Below are 13,501 nucleotides of genomic sequence, written 5' to 3'. Positions count from 1 at the left end.
GAAAAAATGGCCTAAAACACTGTCAACCCCTAAATGATAAAATTTAAAAATATTTTTTACGCAGCCTTGCCGAAAGGACACGATGAATATAATTATTATAGACTATTGGATTACATTGGAATTAAATCAGTAACTTTCGTTGATGCAAGCGATTTCTCATAATATTCAATAAAAAAATCCTTAGCTTGTGACGGTAATTCAAATCCCAGAAAATTACTGAATTTAAGCCCCATACCAATACTCGCATTTTGTATGCTGTAGTGGCTTTCATTTAAAATGAGTCCTGCATTATCCAGCAATTCCAAAACAAGTTTATATTCAGCATTTGCCTTTGCAACTTCAAAATGGTTGAGTAACCAGATACAGTAATGACTTATTGCATCGGCTAAAACCATATAACCATAACTGCCATAATGTGGGAGCATCAGTTTACTATTCGCGATGAGCTCCTGGTAAAGAGCATGGGACTCTTCAGAATTTGCTTGCTCTAATCTATGGTAAATGTATTCATTGTAACGTTGGATTGCATGAACAGAACCGTAACAAATTGCAATTTTAAGCGATTCAATTTCAGAAAATCCGAAATCCTGCTTCATATTTTTTCTTACTTCTTGAGAGAAATGAAAAAAATAGGCGCCCCGTACTAAATCAAACGGATTTAATTGAGGTTGAGAAAAAAACATCATCAAGGGTACATTTTTTTGTTGAGATAAAGCAACACCATAGGCACACCATATCTTTTCCCAATGTTCCTTCAATTCCGGTAGGTTACAAAATATCTCAATCTCATGAAAATGAGAAGTAATTCGAGCAATCGTTTCAATTTTCTGATTTCTTATGAGCTCAAGTTTTTTAATATGATTTGCCTGATTAAACGTATGGAGAAACAAATGATCGTGTTCTGTTAATTTTAATGACGTATTTAATGTCTTAAAATCAAAGAATCGGTGCATATTCCTATTGCCTTAAAATGAGTTATTGGTTATATATTGATATATATTATCAGTTTCAAGCCAACCTGTACTTGTTCTAAAGTCAGACTTTCCCATTGAGCATCAGCTCTAAGTTAATCCATGTTGTTCTTTTTCTTTTGGTTCATCTTCATGTGTGGATTTCACTGTTGGCTGTTCTTCTACCGGTATTTCAGGGAGCTTGACACTACTACCTGAGGATTGTAGGCCAGTTAATGGTGGACCATCATCTATAGGATTTGGTGGTGGTGTTTGTGGTTTTTGAAATTTATCTAAGGTAGGCAGTTTTTCCATCTCTTCTTTACTTGGTCGTAAAGGGCCTTCTGTCAACTCCTTATCTCCTCTGAATAACTTTCCATCCTTTGAATAAGCTAAAACTTTGTTTGTCTCTTTATCAATCATGATAAAGTTTTTATTCTCACTCGCTAATTTTTTAGCAAAATTGAATGCATCCTCATCGGATTTAAAGGTTAAACTGGCCGTATTTCCTTCGATTTTTGGTTCGTTGTTTTTATACCATTCATCATTCTTAAAGTGTTCTTTAAAAGCAGAGACTACTGCATTAACATTTTCAGATTTGGCTGTTACGGTTACAGGAGGAGGGCTTGGATTATGTTTCTGATAATGCTCTTGAACTGACTTCAATTTCGTACCATTTTCATTAAAAAATGCTTGATATTCTTCATAGGCTTTTTCGGTAGCTTTGTCATTTTCTTTTTTAATTCTCACATACTCGTCATAGGCTTCCTGATTCGCTTTATCACATTCTTCTTTTATTTTTAAGTAGTCTTCACGAGAGATTTTCCCATCACGTGCTTGCTCACTTGCTTCATGTGCTCGTTCATTATTCTTTTCACAGGTTTCGTTATATTGCTTAAAGGCTTCGTCAGATTTAGCATTATTAACTGCTTGGGTTTTCTCATAGACTTGGTACGCCTGTTTGTTGGCGTTGTCGAAGGCTTTTACAGCATCTTCTTGGTCTTTGATTTTAGGAGGAGAGGCCATCGCTTTGAGTATCGCTTCCTCCACAAGACGCTGAGCCTCTTCAAGTTTTTTACGCTCCTCTTCAAGAAGCTTTTTTATTTTATTTATATCAGTTGACATAATAGTACTCAAAACCTATATCCTACATATATAAAGGTATAGCATAAAACCGAAACAATATTAGTATTTGGCGTCACTTATTAAGGATGATTTGAAGGCTATTGTTTGGAAAAACAACAATATATATAATCAATAGACGAAAATTAAGAATGGCAAGAAATGCGATAAGCTCGGAGCAAATGCTCCGAGCTAACAATACTATTTTGCAGAAAGCTCTTTCCACCAATTTGTTTTAGTTTCCGTTGCCCAGTGTCCATCGCGCATGCGAGCAACAAATGCTTCAGCTTTTTCTGGAGAGGACATTTTTTGATCCAACTTAATGCACCAATCCCACTCACCGGTCGTAGACCACATTTTTTCTACGCCTTCCCATTTTGCCATTGCATTCATATCAGACATCGATTTGTTACTTTTTACAAAAATTACACTATTCCATGCTTCCATTATTACGATCCTTATAAAAATGTTTAAATGAACTGCTTGAATGATTCAAGCATATTAAGAATAGAATAATTCAAGCGTTCTTTCCACGCATCGCATAATTTTTTATTATTTGATTTTTATAGTAATTTTACTGATATCAAATAAGCAAGGCTATTAGGGTCTGTTTACATTTCGCTATAGTAGAGATGTAAACAGACCCTAGGGTATTTTCATGGATTGATTACAGACTCAATATATAACAACGAGATAACAATATTAGGAAAACAGCGATGTTGTTAACAATGCCATAAGCTTTATTTGATATCATATTATTTATTTAATTTATTTAACTTTTTAAAATGCGTGATAAAAAATTTGAGATCCTTTCTTGCTCTATCGATCAAGATCAAGCGAATGTTGCCAGACAATGGGCTAATACATTTATATATAATTCAAAGGGTGATCATGCAGTTAATATGACGCAGTTGTTGCTGGCTTGTTTGGCTTGCGGCGACTTTGGCATACATCCTTATCTATCTAAATCATCTGAATTACAAGCTCCATCAGATCAACTCAGCATTGTTGATTATATATCGCATGCGAGCCGCGTGATTCTTGATTATCAAGGACTGTCTGAAGCGAATAAAAAAGAATTATTAACGCTTTTCCCTGTGCCTGGAGGAGACAATAAGATTTTTTCTCGCTCAGCTACTCATAATGTGTGTCGCGGCGGAGAGGGAGAAGTTGTGGAAGGGAAGGGCTTTTTGTTGGGGGTAATAGGACAATTGCCCGAAATGATCAAATTAGCCCTGGATTTTGGGATTAATATCGCCATGGGAGGGGAAGGGCAAGAGAATTTTTATGGAAAAAAAATATCAGCGAATGGGTACAGTGGTCATTTTTATTTTCACCGCAATGACAAAGATAATTTGCTCATGCTTGGGCTGGAACAATCAGCACCGGCAGCCTCTCCATTAGCCTTTATTTGGGGAACGGAAAAGTATTCTGAGGATGTGCAACAAAATCATGATCAATTTGGTCAGGGACATTCATTGACCGGTGCTTCTGATACGTATACTGCTGCAGGGTCTTTATATTTTAGTGACCCCATTTATCAAGCAAAACTTTTATCGGAGAAAGGAGTTTTTCCTCCGGATAAGTACGGAGCAATGCAAGTCAAGCTTACCGATGCAAATTGGCCAGAAATCAAAAAATTTTTAGAGCACTTGAGATCACTGTCTGATGAAAAGCATAAGGAGCAACTATTAGACATACTACTCACTAAGCCTTCAACAGCAAAGCCTACTAAAGGCGACTACAAAAGTTATATCGCGCTTGATTTTCAAAGTTACTTGAAACGCGTCTATCAAGTTTTTATTAGTGAAGAGGAGCTGGATGCGGAGAGTCAATTGAATTTCTTCACGTTACAGTCTAATTTACTAGCTACGATTAAAAAATTGCAACAAGGCCAAATTGAGAATTATGAGCTTTTTAAGCAGCAGATTGAAGCAATCATTGGAATAAAAAATATTCCACCGGAGTACCGAAAGGCCATTATTCGTATTCAACATCTATTTGAATTACAACTTGAAATTGATCCAGGGCTTAATCAAACACATCAGGATCTCTTACTAAGAAATCAATATGATGATTTGCAGGAAGAAAGTAAAGTAATTCTGGAAAAACTCCTGCAAATTCAAAAACATTTTCAAGAACACCCCCCTAAAGAAGTGTCAAAAGAATTACAGGATTTTCTCTTGCAACTCGACATGCAAATTGTGGAGCTAGAAAACCCGTTTGCTTCCAAAGAGCCAATTGATTTAGAATCAAGTTGGTTTATGTGTGAATCTCCTGTTCTAATTAATACGGATTCTATTGAAAAATTGAGACAGACAATAGAGCGAGCTAAGACACTTACTAAGCAAAGCCCTTTAAAAGGAGTCGAAGGAGTTTCTTTTCCCCAAGTGCTATCAAGCTGGCAAGAAAAGCTTTTGCCATTGTCCCAAATCAATCTTATTGATTACACTGAGTTAAATTTAAATGATTTGGCGAAGCAATTTAATGAATATCTAGATTTAATAGCACAGCAAGCAGAAGCCCTTAATCTCTGGGAACATGACTCTTCGCAAACGACGAATCTTCTTGTTAATTACTCTGATAAAAAGCCGAAACTTTATGATGGCTATGCTTTTGTGGCGCAGTATCGAGAAAGTACAATCTTAAGAAATTTATTGTCCCTGGACCCGTCAAATCTTAGTACGTTACGTTTTATGCCTTATGAAGCTCCTGCTGCGCTCTGTACTAAGGAACTCCCTGAGTCTTATTGGAGCAAGGTGACTGCACTTCTTACAGCAGGCTCTGATGTGATTGCGTCGCTCCGAACTTTAAAAAACCTACAAACGTCTAAAGCTTCATGGGAAGATATGAGTCGTACAGCAACTTCATTGAAGGAGGCAATAGCGCGATTTGAAAAAGCACGCGAAGAGGTAGCCAAACATCCCAGAATAATTTCAGAAGAAGCACCTAGGGTAGTTTTTGAAAGTCCATTTTTCTATCCCATCAGCGATGAAGCATTAAAAACAATGAATGGTGTACAACTTGCCACTATATGTCTGGAAGAGTTGAATGCAAAAACACCGAGTATTTTGGTGAAACGCATCACAAGTAATCAAGAATTATGGCAAAGTATGAATGTGGCCTTAGAAACTGAAATAGATGATTTCAAAAGGCGCAAAGAAAATGTTGAACAAAAAATTACGGTTTTACGTCAAATTCGCAGTTTCTGGGAATTACTTAATCAGTTTAAAGAAAGTGCCATTCTGCAAACTAAAGAGACTCATTTGTTGGAGCTAAAGCGTCTATCGCAAGAGTGTCCCTCTATTTTTGGGGCTGAAGAAGCGATTAAAGAAGCGCAAGCTGAGTTCACGAATTTGCAACAGTTCTTATCGCTGCTGCAGGATTTCGCGGAAGCGGAAAATAAGTACTTGGAACTTCAAACATTGGAAAAGCAATATCTGAAGCTTCCTGAAAATGAGAAGGCACAGTATTTATCCCGATTGAATGAGTCGAGGGAATCAGTTTTTCAACTTTATCTTGAGAAAATTAACGCATCAAAAACAATTGATGAGTGGAAGGAAAATTTTTGTATTTTCGATCAATTATTCAAAAAGCTTCCTGTAGATGTACAAGGAAAACTCCACGCGTACCATGAAACCAAACTAAAAGAATACAGTGTGTATGGATTACTTCCACTCTTAGGAAAAACAACGGTACAGGAGAAAAAGGACATATTTGACGGTGAAGTATTTTCTAGCATAATAAAGAATTTTGAAAATTTAAATGATGCGTTAACCTCTGGATGTACTAAAAGAGTTCATAAGCACCTTACGAGGACTAAAGTTATTTATGAAGAGCTTCTCGGTGCAGGTGTTATTAAGCCAGAGTCTCCATCTCAATCTGTGGATACGCTTCTAAATCAGCTGGAGCCAATACTTGATGCAATTAAAGACTCGCTTCACGGTCAATTGGTAAAAACAGCACTACAGGATGAAATGTTTAAAGATGCTATTCTAAAGAAAGCAAGAACTCATAAAAAATTCACCTCAGAATTGATCCAAGACTTATTCGCTTTAAAAGAATTCCGAGATCAAAAAATTGCGTTAAGTGAACAGAAAAAATATGGTAGTGAATATGATCAATCAATTAATGATTTTTATGAAAAAACTTTAGACATACGTTTATCAGATCATCCTCTAAAAAAACAGGGTGAAGAAATAATTAATGCTGCCAATGTTGAATTTAAGCATCGACACGATGGAGTTCGCTTGCTTGCTGATATAGTGATGATGGTTTCGGTTTTGGGACTTCTAGTAGGAGTAGGACGTTTGGCGGCACATAAGTCTTTCTTTTTCAGTAGTTATCTCAGTGATATAAAAACTGATAGAGAAGTAGAATTAAAAGATAATTGGCTTGTTAAGGACTTACCGGAAGACGAGAGTGATGCTCGATTAATAGCTGCTCCTGCTGCTTAAGCATCGAGGAGCAGTCGAGTTCAAGATCTAAAAATAGCAATTCAGCGCGAGGGCGCCGGTCACGAATTTAGCTGCATGAGGCCCTGTTACAGAAAACCAAACGCCGCCAATAAGACCAATATTGGAATTAAAATTATATTCGAGGGCGGGAGCCAGTGAAACTTGCTCGTTTGCCCTTCCACCTATACCTGCAAGAGCTCCACCTGGAGTAAGTCCTGGATTACCATCAAACTGACTTCCCGGACTATGTACATATAGGGCTTCAAAAACGGGAACCCAGTTTTGCGTTAGCGTGTACTCAAATGCCAAGTCAGCAGAGTAGCTATTATCCAGTTTTACTTTACCTCTGGTTCCGGTGGCGCCGCCAAAAACGTTCACATTATTTACGGTGATATCACTAAACCTCGCGCCAACCAGGCTCAAACGTGTTCGTAAATATCGTCCATTATGGAACTGAATCAATTTTTGAAAGTTAAAACCAAGGTAGGTTTGGTAAGCGCCTAAACCCGTTTGATCGGTACCCAATCTTTTGGGGTCCAGGTTTTCAAAGCGTCCTGTGGGAAAAACCTCTTGCACAACTACCCGGAGGTCAGGAAGCCAAGAGTTTTCTTTTTGTCGCAGAACTTGAACTCCTAAAGCCAAGCTTTGATCACCAATGCCATTTCCATGTTGCCTATCATCCCAACTGTAATCATAAGGTAGGGAGGTTTGTAAATCTACAAAACTAAGAATCCCCACACTTAAAATGGGAACGATTTCAAAATTTCTAAATCCTTTGGGATAGCCGCTATAAAATGCATAAGGTTCAAAGTTTATATGGCCTGCTGGTATTGTTTTTCCAGCTGGTGCGAGCAGAGGTCCTGTAAACCATGGACTTGCAATCGCAGCATGAGTAAAAAATAATAATAAAAAAAGCAATCTTAAGTGCATAGTGAAATAGTTCTTATTATGAATGGAAAATAGAATTTAAAACTTTTTTCATATTAATGGAATCTATTTTTACTCACTTCTTAAACTTTTTTTGCTATCAATGATGTGTTCGTTAAAAAAATTTTCACAGTCTGCGTTTTTAGAGTACCAAGCACCTTCAAAATCAGGTAAATGCCGTTCATTGATAATTCATTATTTCAGCAAATGACTCATCAGAGGAAGAAGTAGCACATTTAAAAGTCCCGATAAAATCATGACTAGGCTCGCAATGGCTCCTTCATCATGACCTATTTTATGGGCTTGTACAGTCCCCGCGGTATGTGCTCCAGCGCCCAAAAGCGCACCTCGAGCTAGGGTTGAATGAAACGACAAGCGCTTCAGAATGGATTCCCCCATAATAGCTCCCAATATACCTGTAATAGTCACGAAAATAGCTGTCAGTTCAGGGAAGCCACCAATACTCTGCGATACCTCCAGCGCGAAGGGCGTGCTAATCGATCGGGGCAGCAGGCTTAATCGTATATGTTCATCAAGGCCTACGAGTATTCCTAATGACCAACTCGATAATATTGCAGTGAAGCTTCCGACAATTATACCAATTAAAAGTACTTGCCAATGTTGGCGAATGAGCGCACGTTTTTCATAAATGGGAACTGCGAAAGCGACGGTTACCGGTCCAATTAATTGTGCTAGCCATTGTGTTCCATGAACATAATCCTGATAACTTATATGCAGTAAAAGAATAAGACCAGCAACAAATACTGGTGTTAAAATAAGTGGCATTAACCACCAAAACGACCATCGTCTATATAAATTTTTGGTAATAAAATACAGGCTTATCGTTACGAAAGACCAGAAAAGTATTGGTACTACTGGTTTAAAAAGAAGGGAGCTTGGCACGATCAGTTCTCCGATAAAAATAATCCACAACAATCGCAGTGACAAGCATTACGCAGAGCGTACTGAGTAAAATAACAAAGAGAATTTTAAGGCCTAAGAGACCAATAAGTTCATGATGCTCGAGTATCGCAAGTACGGCTGGAATAAAAAAAAGCAACATATCGGTAAGAATTAATTCAGCTCCATTCTTTATGAGGTTTAACGTTAAACGTTTTGTTGCTAAAAGCAGTAAAACCATTCCTAGGCCAAAAATTCCAGCGGAAAAGGGAAGTTTTAAAAAATGGACAATTAGTGCGCTAGAAAGCCAAAATAGACACACTAATCCCACTTGAAGTAACGAATTGTTCTGAATTTTTGATGTTAAGTATCTGTTCATTTTGTTTATTCCTATTTCAGTGCATTTTACACTTTTCTATAATATGAATAAAATGAATTTATAGACTAACAATCATTCTAAAATGGAATAATTATGGAATTCAAACTACTCCGTGCGTTTGTTGAGGTTGTGCGCCAAGGCAGTTTTTCCAAGGCTGCTGAAACTCTTTTTGCTACTCAGTCAACAGTGAGTAAAGCGATAAAGCAGCTTGAAGATGAGTTGGGAGTTTCTCTTATTAATCGATTTAAGAAACATAATATACCGACTACTGCGGGTGAAATTGTTTTTCGCCGAGGCGTTAAGCTGCTTGCTGATCGCGACGATCTTCTCAAGGAGCTTGATTCAATCCGCGGCTTGAAGCAAGGATGTTTGCGTCTGGGGATTGCTCCAGTGGGGAGTAGTATTTTATTTGCTCCTCTTTTTGCTCAATATAATCAGCGCTATCCAGGCATTGAGGTGGAACTTATTGAACATGGAAGTATTAAGCTTGCGGAATGTTTACGAGCAGGTGAAATTGATTTTGCTGGAGCATTATTATCTGTTATTTCTGAAGAGTTTGATTGTCAATTAATCTGTAGTGAGCCCCTTGTTGCACTTTTGGCGTCGGGTCATCCTTTGGCAAAGCGACGCTCAATTTCCTTGCTAGAGCTTAAAGAGACGCCGTTTATCTTATTTAGTCGTGATTTTGCTTTATATCGAATGATACTGGAAGCGGGTCGCCGAGCTGGTTTTGAACCCAAAGTAGTAGCCCAAACCAGTCAGATTGATTTTATGGTAGAACTTGTTGCTGCAGGCCTTGGCGTTGCATTCATGCCACGAATGATTGCCCATGAACGATCAAATCCTCAAGTTCGTTTTCCTTTACTTGAAGGGGATGAGTTACAGTGGAATATGGCCATGACATGGCGCCGTAATGCTTATCTTTCTGATGCTGCAAAAGCATGGTTAGCTCTGGTACGCGAAGTACACAGTAAGCCCCCCTATTTACTTGAATGATTGTAACCGTTGTTATCCTTTTTTCGACTCCATTAATTGGTCATAAATTTTACTATATAATTCAGCCCTGCTAAAGGACAATCTTTACGTTTTTTATACGGCTTCTATAAGAAAGCATTTGGAAGGATTAAATGAAGTGCGAAAACCTGAGTGTGTCGCATCTCAACGTATGGAGGAACGCAGTAGTTCCTTTGTGTCTCCATAGAAATTCATGTTGGGTCTAAATTGACCCAACATGGATGTTTTCTTGTTATAGAGTATGCAATCGTGCCAGTTCAGATAAGGATTCTTCGAGTGTTTCCAAGATGAAATTGACGTGCTCTCGATTAATTGTCAACGGCGGTGCTATTCGGAAGACGTTACCAAACTGCCCCCCTTTTCCAACTAATAATCCTTTTTCCTTACACAGATCCATTAATTGAAATGCTTCATCAGACGCTGGTATTTTTGTTTTGGGATCTTTGACAAGTTCAATCCCTAAAAGCAGACCACGACCACGAACATCTCCAATGAGGGGATATTTCTTTTGCAGTTGCAGGAATCCATCTTTTAGTAGTTCGCCCATGATGCGCGCATTTTCAACCAGCTGTTCTTCTTTAATAATTTCCAATGTGAGTTTGGATTGAATCATTTGTAAGGGGTCGCCAGCAAAGGTATTAAAATACGTTTTGCCAGTCATTGTTTCTGCCACTTCAGTTTTCATAAGCACTGCCCCAACTGGAGCGCCATTACCAAATCCTTTAGCCATAGTGACCATATCGGCATCGATATTTAGGGTTTTAGTAAGTAAAAGATCACCACCACCGCGACCAGCTCCAGTTTGTACCTCGTCGCTAATGTATTTGCCGCCGTAATTATGAACAATACGGGCAACCTCGCTAAAATAATCATCAGGAGGGGTAATAAAACCACCTACCCCCATTACAGGTTCCAGTATAAACGCTGCAATCTTTCCATGAGTTGAATTCTGAATGGTTGTTTCAACATTTTTTGCACATGATAAATCGCAGCTGTCCGGTTTTTGATTAAAGGGGCAGCGGTAACAATAAGGTTCAAGCGCAGAGGTTACGCCTGTAACTGGCTGTGCCTTGAATCTCCAGATTGAATGGCCACATGAGGCAAGTGCGGCAGAAGTCCCTCCGTGATAAGAGTGGCGTACATTCACTACCATTGTTTCGCCAGTCGCATGGCGAGCTGCCATTATGGCAAGTTCATTGGCTTCTGAGCCTGAGTTAGTAAACGATACTCTGTCCATTCCATTCGGTGCTTCTTCAAGCAAACGCTCTGCCGTTTCGACGGGCGCCTGGTTTAAATAAAGAAGGGTTGTGTGTTGAATTGTATCATTTTCTATCGCTTCAATAAGCGCTTTTTTGATTTTCGGATGATTATGTCCAGCTGAGATGCACACAATTCCGCCTATGGCATCAAGGTAACGCTTTCCTTCAGAGTCCCATACATAAGCATCCTGTGCTTTGACAAGCTGAATGGGTTCTTTATGGTAAAAACCAGCGGTAGGTAAAAAGTGTTTTTTTCTGAAATTAATAAGCTCTTCATTTGAGCGTAGTTGCTTTTGATTATTACTCTCATTCATGAGGGTTGTTTCCTTTTATGTTTGTGAAGACTTGAACTTGTAAATAAAGAGCTTTTACAAACTCCTTTTACTTCTAGTTCTTGTTGATTTATTTTGAGATTTACATCTCTTTCCAATGTTTTTTGTACGCTACATTCTTTGGAATTCATAACTTTATCATTCTCCTATTTTGTATTTTTGTCATTAAAAAATAAGTTTTTTGCGCATTGCGCTAAAAATAATGAGGATATCTTAACGTGTCGAGTTCAAGCTCCTCAAGAGAGTTCAAGCGGCGCAGTCTGGCTACGGTTACTTGGAAATATTTGGCAAGTCCCCATAGCCGTCAAGCAATGTTTTATTTTACTCAATTCTCAAGTAACTCTGTCATCTCCGCGTATGCGGGGATCCATTTTTATATTGGCACTGTGCGCAAACATGGATGGATTCCTGCCTTCGCAGGAATGACAACATCTGTTCCTTAGCTTGATGGCTATGGGCCAAGGAACAACCTATACGTGCTCAATTATTCTAAATAACCGATTTATCTGTTGCAGTTTCCTGTGCCAAAAATAGTTTGTAAACTGTTGCCACGGATTTAGTTCCCATAGGATCCGCTTGCGTTTTTAGTTTGCAGAAATTTTCTGCCCATTCAGATGTTCTGATTCTTAATGGAGGATTTTTACTGTTCACTACGTCCACGACACAATCCGCTACTTGGTCGCTACTTTGATAAACATCGACTGTGGACGCATTTTTAAAACGATCTCGTGCATCTTCGAAATACCGTTTAAATATTGGAGCATATTCGTCATTTTCTGAGAAATCGATGGTACTGTTTTTCATAATATTTGTAGAAAACTCTGAAACAATACCCCCTGGTTCAATGGCTGTGAATTTAATATTAAAAAAGGGCTGTATGTAACTTGCCATACTCTCAGTCAAGCCTTCTACTGCAAATTTGGAGGCACAATAAATTTCATTAAATGGCTGTCCAATTAAACCGCCAACCGAAGTGATGTTAATAATTTGCCCGGACTTGGCTTGGCGCATTGCAGGCAATACTGCCTTAGTTGTGCGAACAACCCCCATGAAATTAATATTCATAACCTGGTTGATCTTTTCTTCTGAGGCTTTCTCCGTGGTTTCTACAAAACCCATTCCTGCATTATTAATCAGACAATCAATACGGCCGTTTTTATCAAGAATGGTTGAAACAGCACGGGCAACGCTCTCTGTAGACTCAACGTCCATCTGAATTAAATGGATAGAGAGATTTTTCTTTGCTATGGCTTGCTTTATTTGATCTGCTTTATCAAGATTACGCATACTTGCATAAACAGTATGGCCTTGCTCTGCAAGTTTTATCGATACGCTTAAACCTAGGCCGGAAGAGGTCCCGGTAACTAATATTATTTTTTTCATGATGATGACTCCAATGTCTGCCGAATGCTCCACTATGTGTTATAACGCAAAATATACTTAAGTATCAAATGAAAACTTTTTTCAGCGAGTTTTTGAGTTTCCAGCAATTTGAAACGATCCTTGGGCAGGTCTTTCCATAGACTTATCGGGTTTATCAAAAAAAGAGTGATTTAAAAGAGTCCCTGAGGTGGGTATTGTTCCAGATGGGCGGCTGTGTGATAAATTAGAACTGCATTTAGGGACAGTTTTGGAACTCGAAGACACCATAATATTCAATGCCGCCTGATTATCGTGTTTTTTTGCGATATCGAGCGCTGTTTCGCCATCGATATTAATGAGGGTGACATTGGCGTTGGCTGCTAAAAGCATCTTAAATAATGCAGGATTTTTTTGTGTATAAGATGATTCACAGGCTAGCATTAAGGGAGTCATTCCTTTGGAATTTTGCCTATTCACATTAATATTGGCATCGCGAAGCAACAGTTTCACAACACGTTCATTGCCATACCTGCAAGCTACTCCAAGTGGTGAATCGTCCTGAGTACAAGGACTATTGATATCGATTTTTGGAATATTTATTAGTTGATTCATAATGCTTGACCGATTGCAGGCCGCCGCATAAAAGAGTGCACTCTCTAATTCGGATTGGCTGATAACCGGTGATTTATTATGTAATCGTAGTATTTTCCATACTGTGCTTCTATCATCATTATTTTGAACTGCCAAGGCAAGCGCACCATAGCCGCGACAATTGCTGATTTGGATGCTCTCTGAACTG

The 13,501-nt window shown here is 38.5% G+C and carries 12 protein-coding genes; 3 read left to right on the top strand and 9 right to left on the bottom strand.

Annotated features, from left to right (window positions below):
* Window positions 1-110 precede the first annotated feature (110 nt).
* The 3 genes from Lani_RS15240 to Lani_RS15230 form a co-directional block, all read right to left on the bottom strand.
* A complete protein-coding gene (locus Lani_RS15240; RefSeq protein ID WP_019235731.1) occupies window positions 111-953 on the bottom strand; it encodes a DUF5630 domain-containing protein in 843 nt (280 codons plus the stop codon).
* Between the two features lie 108 nt (window positions 954-1,061).
* Window positions 1,062-2,075, bottom strand: coding sequence for a hypothetical protein (locus Lani_RS15235; protein WP_019235732.1), 1,014 nt, complete (start codon window positions 2,073-2,075; stop codon window positions 1,062-1,064).
* Window positions 2,076-2,273: 198 nt separating this feature from the next.
* Complete coding sequence (locus Lani_RS15230) at window positions 2,274-2,519, bottom strand: hypothetical protein (RefSeq protein ID WP_019235733.1); 246 nt, start codon at window positions 2,517-2,519, stop codon at window positions 2,274-2,276.
* 455 nt (window positions 2,520-2,974) lie between these two features.
* Between Lani_RS15230 and Lani_RS15225 the strand changes: the two genes are divergently transcribed.
* A complete protein-coding gene (locus tag Lani_RS15225) occupies window positions 2,975-6,529 on the top strand; it encodes a LepB GTPase-activating domain-containing protein (RefSeq protein ID WP_223499398.1) in 3,555 nt (1,184 codons plus the stop codon).
* A 27-nt stretch (window positions 6,530-6,556) separates the two neighbouring features.
* Here Lani_RS15225 and Lani_RS15220 read toward each other — a convergent pair whose 3' ends face one another.
* From Lani_RS15220 to Lani_RS15210, 3 genes are all read right to left on the bottom strand, one after another.
* Window positions 6,557-7,459: a hypothetical protein gene (locus Lani_RS15220; protein ID WP_019235735.1), complete on the bottom strand. Its 903-nt coding sequence runs from the start codon at window positions 7,457-7,459 to the stop codon at window positions 6,557-6,559.
* A gap of 192 nt (window positions 7,460-7,651) precedes the next feature.
* Complete coding sequence (locus tag Lani_RS15215) at window positions 7,652-8,359, bottom strand: LrgB family protein (RefSeq protein ID WP_040523631.1); 708 nt, start codon at window positions 8,357-8,359, stop codon at window positions 7,652-7,654.
* On the bottom strand, window positions 8,337-8,735 hold the full coding sequence (locus Lani_RS15210) for a CidA/LrgA family protein (protein WP_019235737.1): 399 nt from the start codon (window positions 8,733-8,735) through the stop codon (window positions 8,337-8,339). The genes Lani_RS15215 and Lani_RS15210 overlap by 23 nt, the downstream gene beginning before the upstream one ends.
* Window positions 8,736-8,828: 93 nt before the next feature.
* On the opposite strand from Lani_RS15210, the gene Lani_RS15205 reads away from it, so the two are divergent.
* Window positions 8,829-9,731 carry a LysR family transcriptional regulator gene (locus tag Lani_RS15205; protein ID WP_019235738.1) on the top strand — a complete coding sequence of 301 codons (903 nt, stop codon included), beginning with the start codon at window positions 8,829-8,831 and terminating at the stop codon, window positions 9,729-9,731.
* A gap of 250 nt (window positions 9,732-9,981) precedes the next feature.
* On the opposite strand, the gene Lani_RS15200 is transcribed toward Lani_RS15205, so the two are convergent.
* Window positions 9,982-11,322 carry an aspartate aminotransferase family protein gene (locus Lani_RS15200; protein ID WP_019235739.1) on the bottom strand — a complete coding sequence of 447 codons (1,341 nt, stop codon included), beginning with the start codon at window positions 11,320-11,322 and terminating at the stop codon, window positions 9,982-9,984.
* 236 nt (window positions 11,323-11,558) lie between these two features.
* On the opposite strand from Lani_RS15200, the gene Lani_RS20295 reads away from it, so the two are divergent.
* Complete coding sequence (locus tag Lani_RS20295; RefSeq protein ID WP_127908247.1) at window positions 11,559-11,783, top strand: hypothetical protein; 225 nt, start codon at window positions 11,559-11,561, stop codon at window positions 11,781-11,783.
* Between the two features lie 46 nt (window positions 11,784-11,829).
* Here the strand turns inward: Lani_RS20295 and Lani_RS15195 are convergent, their stop codons facing one another.
* Entirely contained in the window at window positions 11,830-12,723 is an 894-nt protein-coding gene (locus tag Lani_RS15195) for an SDR family oxidoreductase (protein ID WP_019235742.1), read from the bottom strand.
* Window positions 12,724-12,804: 81 nt separating this feature from the next.
* On the bottom strand, window positions 12,805-13,501 hold a 697-nt coding region (locus tag Lani_RS20910; protein ID WP_238585194.1), incomplete at its 5' end, for an ankyrin repeat domain-containing protein.

It is taken from the genome of Legionella anisa (assembly GCF_001467525.1).
GTDB lineage: Bacteria > Pseudomonadota > Gammaproteobacteria > Legionellales > Legionellaceae > Legionella > Legionella anisa.
The sequence above is the reverse complement of the archived record's forward strand: the minus strand, read 5'-3'. Positions and strand labels throughout refer to the sequence as shown.